The sequence below is a fragment of the Thermovirga lienii genome (genome assembly GCF_036847465.1).
GTDB classification, from domain to species: domain Bacteria; phylum Synergistota; class Synergistia; order Synergistales; family Thermovirgaceae; genus Thermovirga; species Thermovirga lienii.
Window position 1 is genome coordinate 56,850 of record NZ_DAITZW010000003.1, and the last position, 18,214, is coordinate 75,063.

Below are 18,214 nucleotides of genomic sequence, written 5' to 3' on the forward strand. Positions count from 1 at the left end.
AATGATGGGACCATCAGAGGTTTTACGGGAGCTAATAAAAAATGCAGTGCTTGAGTTGGCCGAAGAGAAGGGAATTGAGATTCAAAAAGATATAGAAGTTGAAGTGGAAAGACCCAAAAGAGAAGAACATGGAGACTGGGCAACGAACATTGCATTGCAGTGCGCTAAGGTTTTTGGAGAAAAGCCGAGGGATTTGGCCTTGGGTATCGTTAGCAAACTAGGTGCCAATCCATATATTGAGAAGGCAGAGGTCGCTGGTCCTGGATTCATTAACTTCACGCTCTCTAGCAAATGGATAGGAGAACTTCTAAGTGACGCCATAAAGAAAGGTTCTGATTATGGCAGATTGGACTTGGGCAAGGGGAGAAAAGTACAAGTTGAATTCGTAAGTGCTAATCCTACTGGTCCTCTTCACGTAGGGCACGGAAGGGGCGCTGCCGTGGGGGATGTTTGCGCTAACATACTTGCCTTTGCTGGGTGGAACGTACAAAGGGAGTATTACATAAATGATGCCGGCTTGCAGATGGACCTTTTAGGAAAATCCACTCAAGCTAGGTATTTCGAGATATGTGGAGAGCCTAGCCGGGTCCCCTTCCCAGAAGACGGCTACAAAGGGGCTTACATATATGAGCTAGCCCAACAGATAGTCGAAAAGGAAGGCCGTCGTTTCTTGGAAGAACCACCAGAAGAGTCTCTACCGTATTTCAAGGATTATGCCTGCAAGGTGATACTTGATGGTATCAAGAAAGACTTGGAGGACTTCGGCGTCAATTTTGATATGTGGTTTTCCGAGAAATCTTTATACGAAGGTGATTTGGTTCAAAAGACGCTGGAGACGCTGAAGAAAAATGGCTACGCTTACGATGCTGATGGAGCAACGTGGTTCAAGGCAACGGCCTTTTCCGATGATAAGGATAGGGTCCTCATCAGGAGCAATGGAGCTCCAACCTATTTCATGTCTGATATTGTCTATCACAAGAACAAGTTTGATAGGGGCTTTGATATGGTCATAGATGTTTGGGGAGCAGATCACCATGGATATATCCCAAGGATGAAGGCTGCCGTGCAGGCATTGGGAAGATCCCCAGAAGATCTGCAAATTCTTCTCATTCAGTTCGTAAACCTCTTGAGGGGTGGTAAACAAGTATCCATGTCTACCCGTTCGGGGGAATTTGTCACCCTGAGGGAGGTAATGGATGAAGTAGGTGTGGACGCAGCAAGATATTTCTTTGTTATGCGAAGATCTGACAGTCATTTGGATTTCGATCTGGATCTGGCCAAAAGTAGCACTAACGAGAACCCAGTTTTTTACGTACAGTACGCTCATGCCAGAATCCACAGCATATTCAGGGAGGCAAAGACCAGAGGCGTCTTTCTCCCAGAGAATTTGGAAGAGGTCGACTTTTCTTTGTTGACTTCCCCGGAGGAGCTATCTTTGATAAGGAAGATAAGTGTGTTTCCTGAGGAGATTGCCAAAGCAGCTGAGGAACTTGCCCCGCACAGGGTTACGTTCTACCTGTACGATGTGGCCAGCGTTTTCCACAGCTTCTATAACGCCCATAGGGTTTTAGGAGTAGAGCCGGAACTTGAGAAAGCTCGATTGTGTTTGGTGGAGGCTGCGAGGGTAGTGATAGCCAACTCTTTAAAACTTTTAGGAGTGTCAGCCCCGGAGAAGATGTAGTCATGGTGAGATTACGCTGGGTCCTTTTGGTTGCGTCAGTTTTATGTCTAGTTGCCATAATGGGAACAGCGTATTTCATGGAGATAAGGAAGGTCAGAAGACTTTCGGAGTTACTTGATTCTAGGATGAATTATTTGATCGAATTAACCAGAAGAAACCAAAAGATGGAGGAGAAGCTTAAATTTTATAGTACTCCGGAGGGAATAGCCAGGCTGGCGAGAGAACAGTTCAACATGACGTTTCCTGGCGAAAAGTTTTACGAGATAGAAATAGTTTCATCTGATGGGTTGTCCAATGATAACCCATAGCGTATAATACATACTCGCATTTCCCTGTCTCTCCGTAGAGAGACCTAAGTCCAAAGGGAGGAGGTGAATGGCGTGCGACCATATGAAATGATGGTTATTCTTGAGCCTGAGGTCGAAGACCACAAGGCCCTTGTTGAGGAGTTGCAAGAGGTCGTACGGAACCTGGGAGGAGAGATAGGCAAGGTTGATGTCTGGGGCAAAAGGACCTTGGCCTATCCCATTAAGAAGAAAACAGAAGGTTTCTATGCTGTTTTCCAGTTTAAATTGGATCCCTCACAGGTGGCGGAGCTTGATAGGCTCATGAAACTCCGGTCTCAGGTTATGCGCCATATGGTTGTTCTCAATGAGAACTAAGGAGTGATATATTTGGCTCGAGGGTTCAATAAAGTTATTTTGATGGGTAATCTTGCGAGAGATCCAGAGGTTAGATACACCACGTCAAACCAGGCCGTTGCGAAGTTGTCCGTTGCTGTGAACAGGGTGAGCCGCGGTAAGGATGGCGAAGTTTTGGAACAGGTGGATTTCATCCCGGTGGTTGTTTTTGGAAGCCAGGCGGAAAACTGCGAACGGTACCTCAGGAAGGGACGCCCGGTTCTGGTGGAAGGTAGACTTCAAGTGAGAAGCTATGAGACCGGAAGCGGCGAGAGAAGATGGGTAACAGAAGTGGTGGCTCAATCGGTTACCTTTTTAGGAAGTAGAAGGGATAATTCCGATTTGGATGATGTGGCTGTCTCTTCAGTTGACAAAAAAAGAGTAGGAAGCCTGAGGGAGAAGGATTTTGGTGACGAGTTCCCGATGGATTTCTCGGAAGTCTCTCCGGATGCAGATGAAGAAGGAGAGATAGACATCCCCTTCTAGGTGGATTGATTTTTTGGGTAAAGGAGGTTCATCATGGCCTATCCTCAAGGTAATAAAAGGAGACGGAAGCGACCTAAGGTATGTTTCTTTTGTGTGGACAAAGTAGAAAAGGTCGATTATAAAGATGTTGATAAGCTGAGAAAGTACATGAGCGACAGGGGTAAGATTATCCCCCGTAGGGTTACGGGAACCTGCGCCAAACATCAGAGACAGGTTACCACTGCTATAAAACGTGCAAGGTTCATGGCGCTTTTGCCCTACATAGCCGATTAGTTGTGATTCGTGAAAGCTGTATATGCGTAGAGATTGAATAGCTGTATGTTATCAAGGGGGGGAGCCAAGCTTCTCCCCTTGATTGTAGTTGTGTATTAAAAGTCAATGTAAAAATTATCAAGGGGATGAGTCATGAATAAACCTAGAGAAATTGTAGAGTCTGCTTTGCTTGTTGCCCTTGCCGTGGCTCTTTTTTTGGCAAGCTATGTCCTTCCAGTAGTTGGTATGGTCTTTGCTTTTTTATGTCCAGCACCTTTGGTGGTTTTAGGTTTGCGCCACAGCTTGACCAGAGCCTTTCTTGGCTTGGGGGTTGCTTCAATCCTCGTTACCCTATTTGCTGGCATAAGCGGCGCTTTGTTTTTTGTCTTAAGTTTCGGTATTTTGGGTGTGGGATTAGGTTACCTATCCAGACGATACAAAAATTCCATTGAGATAATTTTGTACGGAGTTTTGATATCTCTTGGAGGCAAACTTGTACTAATGGTCATCTTGGCCAAGTTGACGGGTGTTAATCCCTTTGATGTGCGCCCTGATGAAATGATGGCTGTAATAGATAAAGTGGCTTCCATTTATAAGGAGATGGGGATGTCTAAAGAGACCTTGAATACGGCAAGATCCCAGATGGAAGCGACTATATCAATGATCCCCAAAATATTTCCTGCTTTACTAATAATGGCTTCGGCAGTGGACTGTTTTTTGAGTTATGTCATAAGCAGGACGGTGCTATACAGGTTGGGCAGCAATGAACTGCCTCCTATAAGGCCGTTTGCAAGATGGTCCTTCCCCAAGAGCGTTTTTTGGGTTTTTATACTTTCTGGTGTTTTGAGTTTTATGGGACTAAGTGGCACTTTCCCGGAGATTTTTTTGCGGATAGGGTTAAACCTGAGGCTCCTTTCCAGTGGCCTTTTAATGCTGCAGGGGTTGTCGGTTTTTTGGTTTTATCTTTCCTACAAGAATGTCAAGAAGGTTATAAGGTGGATTCTTGTTGGAATGGTAATGTTGTTTCCGTTATTGACTCAAATAGCCCTAATTTTGGGTATTATAGATATGTGGCTTGATTTGAGATCTAGAATAGGGAGGTAGAGGTGCTATGAAGTGCATCTTGTTGTCAGATGTTTCAAAGTTGGGAAAAAAAGGAGAGCTTATAGAGGTTTCTGATGGTTATGCCAGGAACTATTTGATACCTAGGGGCCTCGCAGAAGAGGCAACTCCCGCGAAACTGGCAGAGTGGAAACAAAAGCAAAAATCCATGGAGATAAGGGAAAAAAAGCTCAAAGAAGAGGCCCTTGCCCTTCAGAAAAAGCTGAACGGCAAGGTTGTGAAGATTGCTTTAAGTGCTGGAGAAAAGGGCAAGTTGTTTGGCAGTGTTACAACAGCTCATTTGGCAAAGGCTTTGGAAGAACAATTGGGTGTCAAGATAAGCAAAAAAGATATAAAGATCGAGGGAGCAGTAAAAGAAACTGGAGAGCATCCCTTTGTGGTTAAACTGTATCCCGGAGTGGAAGCTCAAATGACCATGCTTGTGGAGGCTGAATAAGTTGTCGGATAAACTCTTTGAGAAGGTCCCCCCGCATAATCTCGAAGCGGAAAGGGCGGTTTTGGGCGACTGCTTGCTGGATGCTGATGCCCTCACTTTGGCAGTCGATTCTCTGAGGAGCGACGATTTCTACGATGCAGTTCACAGATTGATTTTCGAGATTATTTGTGAGATGTCGTCCAAGTCCAAGGCAGTGGACCCCTTGACTGTCATGGAGGAATTGTCCAAAAAAGGTCTTCTGGAATCAGTAGGAGGGCAGGCCTTCATAGCGGAACTGGTCGATGCCGTACCTACAACTGCGAATGTGGAACACCACATACGAATCGTGAAAGATAAGGCAGTTCACAGAAGGCTTATTCAGGTAGGAACGGAAATTGCCAAGATGGGGTATGCAGAGGATAAGGAGTTAGAGGAGATCTTGGACGATGCGGAGAGGGCCGTTTTTGAGGTCACCCAAAGTGGTAATAAGGCCTTTTTCAGAAAGATCAGTGACGTTCTTGCTCCTACCTTCAAAGATATAGAGGAACGTTTTCATTCTCCTGCTGCAAAAGTAAACGGTGTTCCTTCAGGATTTGACGACTTTGAGAGGATAACTGGAGGCTTTCAGCCTGGAAGCCTTAATATTTTGGCGGCAAGGCCTTCCATGGGAAAAACGGCTTTTGCCCTTGGTATAGCCCTTAATGCTGCAGTGGAGCACTCCATTCCTGTTTTGATATTTAGTCTTGAGATGAGTGCCGAGCAGCTAGTTTTAAGGATGCTGGGATCAAGAGCCAGGATAAACATACATGATTTGAAGACTGGAGTCTTTCATGAGAACAGTTGGCATGACCTAGCAGAGGCAGCGGGAGAGCTTTCGAGCGCACCCATTTTCATAGATGACAGCTCCGTTCTTTCAACGCTAGAGCTTAGGGCCCGTAGCCGTCGTTTCAAATCCCAGTACGCAAAGGACGGCTTGGGTTTGATAATAGTGGACTACCTCCAGTTGATGCACTTACCCAGGAGAATAGAGAGTAAGCAGCAGGAGGTAGCCGAGATATCTCGTTCGCTGAAAGCTGTAGCCAGAGAACTGGACATGCCGGTGATAGCCCTTTCTCAGCTTTCAAGGGCAGTAGAGCAGAGAAATGAAAAAAGGCCTCAACTTTCGGATCTCAGAGATAGCGGGGCCATAGAGCAGGACGCTGACTTGGTTATACTGCTTTACAGACCAGGTTATTATGAAGCCCCAGGTAGTGAAGCAGAAGATCCTACTGCTGAGGTCATAATAGCCAAGCACAGGAACGGACCTACCGGAACGGTAAGCCTGATTTTCCAGAAAGAGTACGCAAGGTTCGTAAACAAGGCTTACGAGTCCTATTAGAGCCTATCAACTTTTGGGGGGATAGCGCCTTGATCTCAGCTAAAAGAGCAAAGGAACCCAAGATAGAGAACAAAGGGAAGTTGATAAATAGTACCGTGCTTTTTTTATGTCTTTTGGTTTCTTTGACCATCCCTAACGTTATATTTTCTGGTGCAGGGTGGTATCAGTCGCTACATCTTATGAAATGGGCGGTAGCCTTTGCGCCTATAGCCTTGGCTGCGGCTTGGGCAGGAACCAATATGTTGCTAAAGGGCAAGAAAAAATTGAACTTAGAGATGGAGCCCTTCGGTGTAGTGTGGCTGTTTTTGATCTTGTTTTTGACCGTTCAACCTCTGTGGGCTCCAATAACCTCCGTCCCTACCTTTGTTAGAGAATGGTTTTTCTTTGCTGCTTTGTGGATCACATATTTTTTGACCTATCATGATTTTGATAACAGAAAACTAGTTATCCTGCTTTGGTTCGGTGCTCTGAACGCAGCGTTAAACGTTATTTTTGCTGAGCTGCAATATCGGGACCTTATTAAGGATCTTTGGTTCATATTGCCCACGCCGGGGAAGTATATAGGAAATACAGGGCAGCAGAACATGCTTGGCCTTTGGGTTGCAATGATGCTTTTTTCCTCAAGTTTCATGTTTTTGTTCAAAAGGGGAGGCAAAGTATCACAAGGACTGCAATGGGCTAACATAGTCATTCTTTTCCTTCTGAGTTGGGGGTTGTGGAACACCACCAGCAGATCTGCAATATTGTCTTTCGTGGTAGGTTTTGGCGTTTTGCTGCTGACTGCATCTAGACTTAAAGAGCACATTTCAGTTGAAGGCAGAGTTTGGAAGCGTGCCATCTTGTTGGGGGTGATTTTGGTTACTACCTTGGTTGGTACCATCCTCTATGGAAGGGGAGGAGCCTTCTTGGACAAGGCCAACAACATGCTAACCCAGGTGGAAGAAGTGGGCAAAAGAGACAGCATATGGGCCACCGCCTTGACTATGTTCAAGATGCATCCCCTGACGGGGGTGGGGCTAGGGCACTTTAAGTGGAATTACCTGGAAGCCCAGAAAGAAATGCTCAAGGTCTACCCCGGCAAGGAGTGGAAGTTTACTCTTTGGGCTCACAATGAAATTTTCCAGTGGTTTTGCGAGACGGGCCTGTTTGGAGGAATGGTGCTAGTCGCTCTGGGGGGATGGTGGCTTTGGTGTTTTGCAAGAGCTGTCTTAAGCAAGAAAGCCCTATCCCTTGAGGCTTTGTGGGCCTGCGGATTGCTGTTTCTTATATGGTTTGATGCTTTATGGACAAGACCATTCCATAGAATAGAGGATGCCCTTTGGATGGCCTTTGCATTTGCTATCGTCAACAGGGAGATTTTGCCTAAGAATTTTCAATGGACGAAGATAAGAAGAGATTACATGGTGAGGGCTTTGGGTGGTGCTATTCTCTGTTTCAGCTTGTTGGGGATCTTTTCCTTTGGAGGGGCGATGGTGGCCGACAAGCTAATGGTTCGTGCATTGAGATCCAAGGATCCTGAGGTCGCAAGACGACTCTTGGAAGAGGCCCAAGAGCACCTCATGGTGCAAGATCTTGCTGAAAAGCTGATAGCCTATCACTACCTCGAAAAAGCCAAATATTCAGGCAACGTGGAAGACCTGGTTGAAGGGATAAACAGGTTACAGACTTACTTCAATAAGGAACCTCAGTCGCGGGAGCTTTATCGTTTGATTTATTTATACAAGGCTTTTGGAGACAAAAAGATGCTGGACAGCCTAATTGGCTATGCTAATCCATCCAGCTTGGACGAAATTTTAAAGTAGGAGATGGCTCCTTGAGCCATCTCCTACTTTTTGTGCCTTTTTAGTCTAGAGTTAGAAGTTCCCTATATCGGGGATAGGGCCAGTACTCTGATGCTATGGTTTTTTCTGCCGCGTCGCACATGCCCCGTATGCCTTCCATGAAAGGAAGAGCTTCGTTCGTTAAAAATTCCGACTGCTCGTCTGATGACATCTCTTGAGCTTTGACCCGGATGTTGGATAACATCTGAATGGATTTCAGTAGGTTGTTTTTGATTTCGCAAATGCTGCCTAGTTGCTCCTGCCATTCTTGGAGATTGGTGTTTAAATGTTCTATGGCCTTTAAAGCATTGCCTTCCAAGCATATCTGCTTTGATATGGCAGGAAGGACCCCTTCCCAGACCATTGACTCCATTACGGTCATCTCAATTTCCAGCGTTTTGTTGTATTGTTCTATTTTTGTCTCAAAAAGAGACGCTATTTCCTTTTCTGTCATTATTCCGAGGGAGCTTAATAGCTCCATGTGCTCAGGTTCCAGGTAAAGCCTCAAGGCATCGTAAGTTGTTTCTGCTATGGGTAGTCCCCTTCGCTTTGCCTCTATTACCCACTCAGGGGAGTAGCAGTTTCCTTCAAATCTTATGTTCTTGCTCTCTACTATTGCCCACCGGATTGCGTCCAGAGCAGCATCGGCTATGTCTGTTGAGCCCAGCCTTGATTCGATTTTACCCAGCAATTGATCCATACCCCATGCCCATACTGCCAAGATCATGGTAAGGGGGCCCGCTGGAGACTGGGATGCTCCTGGAGCTCTGAACTCAAACTTGTCGCCGGTGAAAGCCAGGGGGGCGGTTCTATTTCTGTCGGTGTTTTCTTTTCTGATAGTGGGTAGTCGGCTTAGTCCGATATCCAGTAAGCCCTTTGAAGGCATCTCATCTGGAAGGCCTTTTTCTATCTGTGTCATTATTTGAGTCAAGACATCTCCCAAGTAAACGCTTATTATGGCTGGAGGTGCTTCATTTCCTCCTAAGCGATGCATGTTACCCGGCGTTGCTACCGAGGCTCGCAACAATCCACCATATTTGGCTACGCCAATAAGCAGTGAGGACAGCAGGGTCAAAAATTGCAGGCTTTTTCTTTGGTTCGTTGGAGGTTTTAGCAAGTTTCTGCCTTCGCTGTCCACTAGGGAGAAGTTCATGTGTTTCCCGCTTCCGTTTATGCTGGGGAAGGGTTTTTCATGGAGTAGCAACCTGAGGCCATGCTGTCTAGCTAATCTCCTCATCTGCTCCATTAGTATCTGGTTTTGATCCACCGCGAGGTTTGCCTCCGAGAATTGGGGGGCGAACTCGAATTGGCAGGGAGCTACTTCGTTGTGTCTGGTTTTAACCACCATTCCCAGGGATCCCATCATTTCAGCCACATCTTCCATGAAGGATAATGCCCGTGGGTGAATGGAGCCAAAGTAGTGATCTTCCATCTGTTGTCCTTTAGGGGGAAGAACTCCCATTAGCGTCCTGCCGCAAAAGAGGATATCTGGCCTCTTTAAGCTCTTTTCTGCATCAACGAGAAAAAATTCTTGTTCAGGTCCCATGGTCACCTTTACCCACTTTACGTTTCGATTCCCGAAAATTTTCAGGATTTTGAGAGCTCTGTTTTCCACGGCGGTTAGTGCTTTGAGTAGGGGGGTTTTCATATCAAGGGGAGTACCGTCGTTGCTTATAAAGACCGAAGGTATGCAGAGAGTGCCTCCTTTCTCTGAAGGAATGACGAACGCAGGGCTTGAAGGATCCCATGCAGTATAGCCTCTAGCTTCGAAGGTAGACCTCATTCCCCCCGAAGGTAAGGAAGAGGCATCGGGTTCACTTTGTATCAAGTCCTCTCCTGAGAAAGTCTCAAGGGGTATGCCTTTTTTGGTGTCTATGCTCAGGAAGGACGAATGCTTTTCAGCGGTCAGTTCAGTTCGAGGATGAAACCAGTGAGTGTAGTATGTCGCCCCCCTGGAAATAGCCCACTCCTTCATGGCCGTCGCTACTACTTCAGCGACATCTTCTTCCAGGCGATTTCCTTCCTCTATTGCGCTTTTTAGTTTTTTGTATATTTGCTTGGGAAGTCGTTCAAGCATTGCTCGATCGTCAAAGACGTTAGTAGCAAAATTCTTTATGGTTCTTGCATCTGCCATTGCGGTAACCCCCTTTATGGGAAATAGTTAGAATATTATGGGGGTTTTTATACTACATAATTTGACTTTTTGCAACAACTATCTGCTCAAAAAGCGCAAAATCAAAGAAATTAGGTTGCAAAAAATGTGTTTTTTTGTGTATACGCAAGCAAGAGGTGTTTTATTCGACCTTAAGTGCCTCAGCAGAGTGTAATATGTGGTGTTCCATCAATTTTTGCGCAAGTTTTTTGTCCCTGAGCTTGAAAGCTTTCACTAGCTCTCTATGCTCATCAAGGCTGGGATTTGTGTCGAAATCAAAAAATGATTCGTAAAAGACCATGAATACATAGATCCGAGAAAGCACGTTGTCCACGTATTCCACAAGCAAGCTGTTACCCGTAGCCTCTGCGATTATATGGTGAAACTGTATGTTTATTCGTAGATAATCTTCAAGATCTTTTCTTTCGAATATTCTCTCTTCTTCCTCTATGGCTTCTTCAAGCCTGCAGATCTGAAGGGGGGTTATTTTATGGATGGCCTTGGCTATGGCCAATTGTTCGAGATAATTGCGAAGTTCGAATGCATCGTTTATTTCCTGCAAAGAAGGAGAGACTAGCCTTGCTCCAGCGTTGGGGGTTATGATGACTAATCCCTCGTTTGCCAATTTTCTAAGGGCCTCTCTGACAGGAGTTCTGCTCACTTGCAGCTCTTTTGCTATCGCTGCTTCAGGTAGTCTCTGGCCTGCCTTTAGCTTCTTTGTAAATATGTCTTTTTTTATTGCTCTGTAAACATACTCTGCTGCCGTTTCGTAATTAACTTGTGGGTTGTTCATGTTCGCCCTTCCTTTCTTCTTACGAGCAAAAATTCTACAACAAAACCTTATCTCTTGACATGAGGAAAAAAGTATTGTAAAACGAACGTATACACAGTATACCATGTATGCAAATTTTTTGAAAGGTTTGTTTCGGGGGGTGATTGATGTGTATCCAGACTTGAAGGGGAAGCGCGTAGTAGTGACAGGAGGCGCAAGCGGGATAGGCTTTGCAACTGCGGAAAGGTTCATCCTTGAGGGGTGCAGGGTTGCTGTGTTCGACAGGGATGAGGAGGCTTTGGAACATACCAAAAGGACATTGTCTGGCTTGGAGTTGGGGATAAAAGCTGATGTTAGCTCTGAAGCTGAGGTTGAAAGAGCTTTCGCGGTTTTGGATCAAGCGTTTGGCGGAGTTGACATCCTAATTTCTAATGCAGGTATAAGCGTAAGGAATAAATTCATCAACATTGGAGCTTCCCAGTGGGACAAGGTTTTGAGCGTAAACCTCAAAGGCATGTTCCTGTGCTCCAGGGAAGCTGCTAAAAGGATGTTGGATCAAGGTAAAGGTGTGATACTAATGACAGCCTCTACTAATGGAATGGAGGGGCATCCTCTGTACGCGGATTACAACGCTTCGAAGGCCGGAGTGATCCTTTTGACAAAGACGCTGGCTTTAGAGTTCGCACCTATCATAAGGGTCAATTCAGTAAGTCCCGGATATGTTCTTACTCCCATGCAGAAGGCTGAATATACGCCTGAGATGTTGGAGGAAGTAAATAAAAAAATACCTTTCAAAAGACATGCACAACCAGAGGAGGTTGCTGCGTTGTTTGCTTTTTTGGCTTCCTCGGAAGCTTCGTACATTACTGGTGCAAATATTCCCATTGATGGGGGAGAAACTGCAGGTTTGGTCTAAATTAGCGGTAGGAGGGTAAAGCCGATGAGGGAAGAACTTTTCAGTTTGAGTGGTAAGGTTGCAGTTGTAACAGGAGCTGCCTCAGGTATAGGAAGAGGCTGCGCGGAGTTTCTTCATGAGATGGGGGCAGCAGTTGCTATTGTGGATGTCTCCCGGGATAAAGGAGAAGAGGTTGCGCTAAAACTTAAGGATCGAGCAAAGTACTTTTTTTGCGATGTTACTGCAGAGCAAAGCTGCGCAGATATGGTGCAAAATGTCATAGACCACTTTGGAGGCATCGACATCTTGGTGAATTGCGCGGGCGTTATTCGGCGGAAAAGCGTAGTTGAACTTGAGGAAAAAGATTGGGATGCAGTGTTGGATGTGAGCCTCAAAGGGACTTTCCTGGTGTCAAAGTACGTAATACCCCAAATGGAAAAAAGAGGCGGTGGCAGCATCGTTAACATAGGTTCCGGATGGGGTATCAAGGGAGGGCCGAAAGCAGCGGCGTACTGTGCCGCAAAAGGAGGAGTGGTCAACCTCACTAGGGCCATGGCGATAGACCATGGGCCTCAGAACATTCGGGTAAATTGCGTAAGCCCAGGAGACACCGATACTCCCCTTTTGAGGGACGAGGCGAGACAACTGGGGATAGACGAGAATAAATGGCTTGAAGAGAGCGCTCAGAGGCCTCTGGCTAGGTTAGGTGAACCCCTGGATATAGCTATGGCCGTTTACTTCCTTGCTAGCGATCTATCAAGATGGATAACAGGAGCCAACCTTGTCGTAGACGGCGGCGGAACGGCTTAAGAGTTGTCAAAAAGGAGGAATGAACTGATGGAGAAACGAAAAGTAGTACACCCTTATATTCCCAACTCAGTACCTGAAGTTCAAAAAGAGATGATGGAGGCCATAGGAATAAATGATATAGAGGAGCTTTACAAGTGCATACCTGACGAATTGAAATTTAAAGGCCCTTTGAACCTTCCGAAACCTCTGCTTTCCGAGTGGGAGCTTAAGCGACATGTAGATGGTATGATGCAAGAGAACGCATCCTGCCTGGAGTATTTGAGTTTTCTAGGTGGGGGATGTTACCAGCATTATGTGCCTGCTATATGTGATGAAGTAAACAGAAGGTCGGAGTTTTTGACTGCCTACGCAGGGGAGCCATATGAGGATCACGGCCGCTTCCAGGCTCTTTTCGAGTATGCGAGCATGATGGCAGAGCTGTTGGAAATGGACGTGGTGAACGTTCCTACTTACGATGGTTCTCAGGCTGCCGCAACGTCCTTGCGCATGGCCTCTAGAATAACCAAAAGAGACAAGGTGCTGGTTTTAGGAAATTCCAATCCCGACAGACTTCGCATAATAAAGAACTATTGTCATCCGGGAGTGGAAGTTGAAGTCCTTCCTTTTGATTTGGAGACTGGGACCGCCAATTTGGATTTACTGAAGCAAAAGGTTGATGAAAACGTAGCTGCGGTATACTTCGAGAATCCCTCTTTCTTTGGAACCGTAGAGGCAAAGGGCCAAGAAATCGCTGATTTAGTGCACGACGCAGGAGGACTTTTGGTTGTTTTCGTAGAGCCCAACTCGCTAGGAGTTTTGGCTCCTCCCAGTAGGTACGGGGCCGACATAGTATGTGGAGATCTTCAGTCTTTGGGGCTTCACATGTACTACGGAGGGGCCAGAGCAGGTTTCATAGCTACTCCGGATGAAGAAAGATTTGTGATGGAGTATCCTTCCAGGCTTTTTGGAATAGCTCCTACATCTCATAAAGAATGGGGTTTCGGCGACGTTGCCTGGGAAAGGACGTCCTTTGCTAAACGAGAGAACGCCAAGGAGTTTGTGGGTACAGCCGCAGCGCTGTGGGCCATAACCGCTGGAGTCTATTTGGCGTTGATGGGGCCCCAAGGCATGGAGGACCTTGGAAAGGGAATCTTGCAGAGGACTCGTTACGCCAGAAAACTGCTCTCGGAGATACCTGGAGTAAAGCCTGTTTTCCCCCAGACTCCAGCTTATAGGGAGTTTGTGCTGAATTTCGACGATACCGGAATGGATGTTGAAGAGATAAACCAAAGATTACTGGAAGAAAAGATATTTGGATGTATTGACCTGTCGAAAAGATTCCCATCCTTGGGTTTCAGTGGTTTGTTCTGTGTTACCGAAATTCACTCTGCAGGTGACATAGAGCGTTTGGCAAAAGCGCTAGCAAAGGTAATAAGCTAGATTTACAAGAAAGGAGATGTGCTATATGGGCATGGACATGAATACCAAATTGCGGGATTTCCACCAGGCAAGATGGGATGAGCCTATAATATATGAACTTTCACGAAAAGGAGAAAGAGGTATATTGGTTCCTGAGGCAGATCAAGTAATGCAGTCTCCTGATGAGGGGTTAGGTGATATCCCAGAGGGATTGCATCGCAAAGAGCCACCAAACTTGCCTGAGATGGGTCAAATGAGGGTGCTGAAACACTACCTTAGGCTATCTCAAGAAAACCTAGGTGCTGATTTGAACATAGACATTGGCCAGGGAACTTGTACCATGAAATACAGCCCCAAGATAAATGACCAACTAGCAGCCAATCCTAAGGTTTCAGAACTTCATCCTTGCCAACCAGAAGAAACGGCCCAGGGTTTGCTTAAGATGATGTATGAGACGGAACAGTATCTCAAGGCCATCTCGGGCATGGATCGCTTCTCCCTCCACCCAGGAGGTGGATCTCATGCTATCTTCACCATTGCGTCCATAGTTAGGGCGTGGGTCGATAGCAGAGGAGAATCAGATAAGCGAGATGAGATAATAACCACTATATTCTCACATCCTTCAAACGCTGCAGCCAGTAAATTGAAAGGGTTTAAAATTATTACTATCTATCCAGGGCCGGATGGAAGGCCTGACATTGAGGCATTGAAAGCTGCAGTTTCGGAGAGGACAGCAGCGCTTTTCATAACGAATCCAGAGGACATAGGAATATATAATTCCAGGATAAAAGAGTTCACCGATATCGTTCATTCTGTAGGGGGATTATGCAGCTACGACCAAGCAAACTTGAACGGCATATTAGGGCTGACTAGAGCAAGAGAGGCTGGGTTCGATCTTTGCTTCTACAACCTTCACAAGACCTTTTCCTCCCCTCACGGTTGTGGAGGCCCTGGTGGAGGAGTAGTAGGGGTGACAGAGGAGTTAGCTAAATTCCTGCCGGTACCCTTGGTATCCTTTGACGAGGGATCTGGTAGATATTTCTTGGATTATGATGTTCCCTGCACCATTGGCAAGGTGAAGGATTTCTACGGAGTAATACCTGTGATCCTAAGAGCATACGCATGGATTAGAAGCCTTGGCGATGAAGGATTGAAAGAAGTAGCCAGGGTAGCTCTGCTAAACAACAACTACGTCTTTAAGGAGATATTGAAGATAAAAGGGGCTAGTGCACCTTATGCTGAAGGCGAATTGAGAATGGAGCAGGTTCGTTACAGTTGGGAAAAGCTTACCAAGGACACAGGAGTAACGACTACGGACATCCAAAACAGGATGTTTGATTTCGGTGTCCATTACTGGACCAGCCATGAGCCATGGATAGTTCCGGAGCCCTTCACCATAGAGCCTACGGAGTCTTATTCGAAGGACGAATTGGACGAGTTCTTGGCGATATTGAGACATGTGGCCAATGAAGCTTACACCAACCCTGAAATAGTCAAGACAGCTCCTCATAGAAGCGTAATACATCACATAGATCACGACTACCTGGATGATCCCAAAAAGTGGGCTATCACTTGGAGAGCCTATAAGAAAAAGTACACGGGATATTTCGAACCCAAAGAGAGAAAAGATGGTTAGCACAGCAAAGAAGATAGGACTGATAATAAACCCTATAGCGGGAATGGGTGGAGCTGTTGGATTGAAAGGTACCGACGGCAAGGACACTTTGGAGAAGGCCCTATCCCTAGGAGCAAGTCCCCGCGCCCCAGAGCGGGCGCGGGAGGCTTTGGATATGTTTTTTCGTTGTGGCACAGAGGCATTTTTTTACACCTGTCCTCAAGATATGGGAGAGAACGTGCTAAAGGAATATACCAAAGAATACGAGCTGGTTTTCCCTCACTTTAAAGAGAAGGCTTCCAGTAGGCAAGATACTTTGAGGGCTGCAAAACGCATGGAGGAGCTGGGAGTGGAGCTCATACTGTTTGCTGGAGGAGATGGCACTGCTCGAGATATATGCGAGGCCGTGGGCCTGAGGGTTCCGGTTTTGGGTATTCCTGCTGGCGTAAAGATCCATTCAGCAGTTTTTGCGGTGACCCCGAAAAAAGCAGGTGAACTTGCTGCTAGGTTTTTGGACGGCAAAGTAAGGAACTTGAAGGAATCGGAAGTAATGGACATAGATGAGGAAGCTTACAGAAAGGGAGAGGTAAAGGCCAGGCTTTTTGGCTACCTGTTAGTGCCTTGGGAAAGAAGCAAGGTCCAATGCAGGAAGTCGGGCTCTATGATGACTGAAAGGGTCGTTCAGCAAGCCATAGCGGAAGAAGTGGTTAGTACCATGGATGAGGGGGTACTATATTTGCTGGGGCCTGGCACAACAGTAAAGGCCATAGCTGATAGGTTAGGCATTGAAAAAAGCCTCCTGGGGGTTGATGCTGTCCTAGACGGGATGTCCTTAGGTCGCGATCTCGCGGAAAAGGACATATTGAAACTGTTGGATGAGTATCCAAAGGTAAAGACTGTAGTTTCACCTATCGGCGGGCAGGGTTACATATTGGGCAGGGGCAATCTCCAGCTTAGCCCAAGAGTAATAAGGAATGTGGGAAAAGAAAACATCATCATAGTCGCCACGCCCCAAAAGATAGCGTCTCTGCACGGTGCACCTCTTTTGGTGGATACAGGAGACTCCTCCTTGGACATGGCTCTTGTAGGAGTATATCCAGTCATTACAGGATACAGAGAAAAGATTTTTTATAGAGTAGAGGCTTGAGGTGCTCCTCAAGCCTCTATTTTTAGTCTTTTGTCAAGCTCTCTCCTAGTCTCTCTGCTTCTGTTAAACTAGGAGAGCCGTCGATGTCACTTGGTTCGTACACGTTGGGCACGGTGATTTTCGCGGCAATTTTCATGCCTAAGAGAGAACACGATTTTTCGAAAGAGTAAACAAGCCCTTTAAACACTTCTTCAGAGGAATCTCCCGCAACAGCTAGAAGTATCGCTTCTTTTCCGGCGAGAGTCCTTGGAGCCTTATTTGAGACATACGGCAACAACCTGTCCCATACGGGTTTAATTTGGGTGCTCCAAGTATACCAGTAGAGAGGCGTTGCAAATACTACGATGTCCGCTTTATCCAAGGCTTCATATATTTCGTGCATTTGATCTGGAACTACACAATGTTTACCGTTGTTCCAGCACATTCTGCAATCCTTACAACCTTTGAGCTCTTTCTCTGCCAACCTTATGATCTCAACGTTGGAGGTATTTTTATTGGCTCCTTTTATAAAAGCCTTGGCCAGTTTTTCACTGTTACCCTCGGTTCTTGGACTTCCTAGAAGAACCAAAAGGTTTTTCATGCTATTTACCCCCTTCATAAAAGTTCTTGAAATCGTTGTAGATACCTTTTATTTCCTCTCTTATCTCCTTTGAAACGGGCAAAAGCGGAGGTCTTGGCGGCCCTCCGTAGAGCCCAGCGATCTCCATTGCGGCCTTCAATCCAGGAACGCCATATCGTTTGGTAACAGCTTGGTTTATATCCACCAGGGCCAGTTGTATTTTTTGAGCATTCTTTATATCTCCGTTGTTGAAGTGCTCAAATATTTCTTTGCATGGTTTTGCGAATATGTTGGCCACTGCCATGGTTCCTCCACTGCATCCCACTGCAAGGGAGGGCAAGAAATAGCTTCCCGATCCAGCAAATACGTTGAAATCTGAAGGAGTGTTTTTGCATATTTGGCATATCTGAACTATGTCGGCGGAGCTGTCTTTGATGCCGATTATGTTTGGGTGCTCTGATAAGGTTTTCACTGTTTTGTGATCCATGTTGAAGCCAGTGTTGGCAGGCATGTTGTATAAGACTACAGGTATGGGCGTATTATCTGCTAGCTCAAAAAAGTACCTTTTAAGGGATTCTTGGGTATTTTGTCCCTTATAATAATGAGGGGGAAGAACTAGCACAGCGTCACAACCTACCCTTGCAGCTTCTTTTGACAGTGCTATAGTCTCTTGGGTTGATGGGCAGTGGGTTCCAGCTATGACCTTAACTTTTCCTCCAGCGTATTTGACGCAGGCTTCGAAAAGTTTTATTTTCTCCTCGTAAGTAAGAAGAGGCCATTCACCGTTGGATCCTGCCGCCACGATTCCGTCTAGTGGTGTGGTTAGCCAGTAATCCATGTTTTTCTTCAAAGCATTCAGGTCAAGTTCATAATTGTCGTCAAAAGGTGTTGGTATGGGTGCGAAAATTCCTTCAAGCTTCATTTTCACTACTCCTTCCAAATTTTAGAAAACTGCGTTCAATATAAATTTTATCCACTTAAGTTATTATACTATAGAGGTGATGAGCATACAGACATAGATGTACAAAAAGA

18 protein-coding genes are annotated in these 18,214 nt (G+C 45.9%); 14 read left to right on the plus strand and 4 right to left on the minus strand.

Going from position 1 to position 18,214, the window contains the following annotated elements:
• Position 1: 1 nt before the first annotated feature.
• The 9 genes from argS to V7Z69_RS02215 all read left to right on the plus strand — a co-directional run bounded on the left by argS (position 2) and on the right by V7Z69_RS02215 (position 7,816).
• Entirely contained in the window at positions 2-1,681 is a 1,680-nt protein-coding gene (argS, locus tag V7Z69_RS02175) for an arginine--tRNA ligase (protein ID WP_014163473.1), read from the plus strand.
• Positions 1,682-1,683: 2 nt separating this feature from the next.
• Positions 1,684-1,989, plus strand: coding sequence for an FtsB family cell division protein (locus tag V7Z69_RS02180; RefSeq protein WP_014163472.1), 306 nt, complete (start codon positions 1,684-1,686; stop codon positions 1,987-1,989).
• 72 nt (positions 1,990-2,061) lie between these two features.
• Positions 2,062-2,343, plus strand: coding sequence for a 30S ribosomal protein S6 (gene rpsF, locus V7Z69_RS02185; RefSeq protein WP_014163471.1), 282 nt, complete (start codon positions 2,062-2,064; stop codon positions 2,341-2,343).
• Between the two features lie 12 nt (positions 2,344-2,355).
• Entirely contained in the window at positions 2,356-2,847 is a 492-nt protein-coding gene (locus V7Z69_RS02190) for a single-stranded DNA-binding protein (protein WP_014163470.1), read from the plus strand.
• A 33-nt stretch (positions 2,848-2,880) separates the two neighbouring features.
• Positions 2,881-3,120 carry a 30S ribosomal protein S18 gene (gene rpsR / locus V7Z69_RS02195; RefSeq protein ID WP_014163469.1) on the plus strand — a complete coding sequence of 80 codons (240 nt, stop codon included), beginning with the start codon at positions 2,881-2,883 and terminating at the stop codon, positions 3,118-3,120.
• A gap of 132 nt (positions 3,121-3,252) precedes the next feature.
• Positions 3,253-4,203 (plus strand): YybS family protein, encoded by a 951-nt coding sequence (locus tag V7Z69_RS02200; protein ID WP_014163468.1) that lies wholly within the window; start codon positions 3,253-3,255, stop codon positions 4,201-4,203.
• Between the two features lie 7 nt (positions 4,204-4,210).
• Positions 4,211-4,657, plus strand: a complete 447-nt coding sequence (rplI, locus tag V7Z69_RS02205; protein WP_334138283.1) for a 50S ribosomal protein L9 — start codon at positions 4,211-4,213, stop codon at positions 4,655-4,657.
• Position 4,658: 1 nt separating this feature from the next.
• A complete protein-coding gene (gene dnaB, locus V7Z69_RS02210; RefSeq protein WP_014163466.1) occupies positions 4,659-6,014 on the plus strand; it encodes a replicative DNA helicase in 1,356 nt (451 codons plus the stop codon).
• A gap of 29 nt (positions 6,015-6,043) precedes the next feature.
• Positions 6,044-7,816: an O-antigen ligase family protein gene (locus V7Z69_RS02215; protein WP_014163465.1), complete on the plus strand. Its 1,773-nt coding sequence runs from the start codon at positions 6,044-6,046 to the stop codon at positions 7,814-7,816.
• 40 nt (positions 7,817-7,856) lie between these two features.
• On the opposite strand, the gene V7Z69_RS02220 is transcribed toward V7Z69_RS02215, so the two are convergent.
• The gene (locus tag V7Z69_RS02220) at positions 7,857-9,968 is read right to left on the minus strand and encodes a glutamine synthetase III family protein (RefSeq protein WP_334138284.1); all 2,112 of its coding nucleotides are present in this window, start codon (positions 9,966-9,968) and stop codon (positions 7,857-7,859) included.
• Positions 9,969-10,128: 160 nt separating this feature from the next.
• Positions 10,129-10,779, minus strand: coding sequence for a GntR family transcriptional regulator (locus V7Z69_RS02225; protein ID WP_014163463.1), 651 nt, complete (start codon positions 10,777-10,779; stop codon positions 10,129-10,131).
• Between the two features lie 148 nt (positions 10,780-10,927).
• Between V7Z69_RS02225 and V7Z69_RS02230 the strand changes: the two genes are divergently transcribed.
• From V7Z69_RS02230 to V7Z69_RS02250, 5 genes are read left to right on the plus strand one after another with little or no spacing between them, the layout of a single operon-like run.
• Positions 10,928-11,674, plus strand: coding sequence for an SDR family NAD(P)-dependent oxidoreductase (locus V7Z69_RS02230; RefSeq protein WP_334138286.1), 747 nt, complete (start codon positions 10,928-10,930; stop codon positions 11,672-11,674).
• Positions 11,675-11,698: 24 nt separating this feature from the next.
• Complete coding sequence (locus tag V7Z69_RS02235) at positions 11,699-12,463, plus strand: SDR family NAD(P)-dependent oxidoreductase (protein ID WP_014163461.1); 765 nt, start codon at positions 11,699-11,701, stop codon at positions 12,461-12,463.
• A gap of 27 nt (positions 12,464-12,490) precedes the next feature.
• Entirely contained in the window at positions 12,491-13,882 is a 1,392-nt protein-coding gene (gcvPA, locus tag V7Z69_RS02240; protein ID WP_014163460.1) for an aminomethyl-transferring glycine dehydrogenase subunit GcvPA, read from the plus strand.
• A gap of 25 nt (positions 13,883-13,907) precedes the next feature.
• On the plus strand, positions 13,908-15,497 hold the full coding sequence (gene gcvPB, locus V7Z69_RS02245; protein ID WP_014163459.1) for an aminomethyl-transferring glycine dehydrogenase subunit GcvPB: 1,590 nt from the start codon (positions 13,908-13,910) through the stop codon (positions 15,495-15,497).
• Positions 15,490-16,623, plus strand: coding sequence for an ATP-NAD kinase family protein (locus tag V7Z69_RS02250; protein ID WP_014163458.1), 1,134 nt, complete (start codon positions 15,490-15,492; stop codon positions 16,621-16,623). Before gcvPB ends, V7Z69_RS02250 begins: the two co-directional genes overlap by 8 nt.
• 22 nt (positions 16,624-16,645) lie before the next feature.
• On the opposite strand, the gene V7Z69_RS02255 is transcribed toward V7Z69_RS02250, so the two are convergent.
• Complete coding sequence (locus V7Z69_RS02255) at positions 16,646-17,203, minus strand: flavodoxin family protein (protein WP_014163457.1); 558 nt, start codon at positions 17,201-17,203, stop codon at positions 16,646-16,648.
• 1 nt (position 17,204) lies between these two features.
• Positions 17,205-18,104, minus strand: coding sequence for a 4-hydroxy-tetrahydrodipicolinate synthase (gene dapA, locus V7Z69_RS02260; RefSeq protein ID WP_041445790.1), 900 nt, complete (start codon positions 18,102-18,104; stop codon positions 17,205-17,207).
• Between the last annotated feature and the right edge of the window lie 110 nt (positions 18,105-18,214).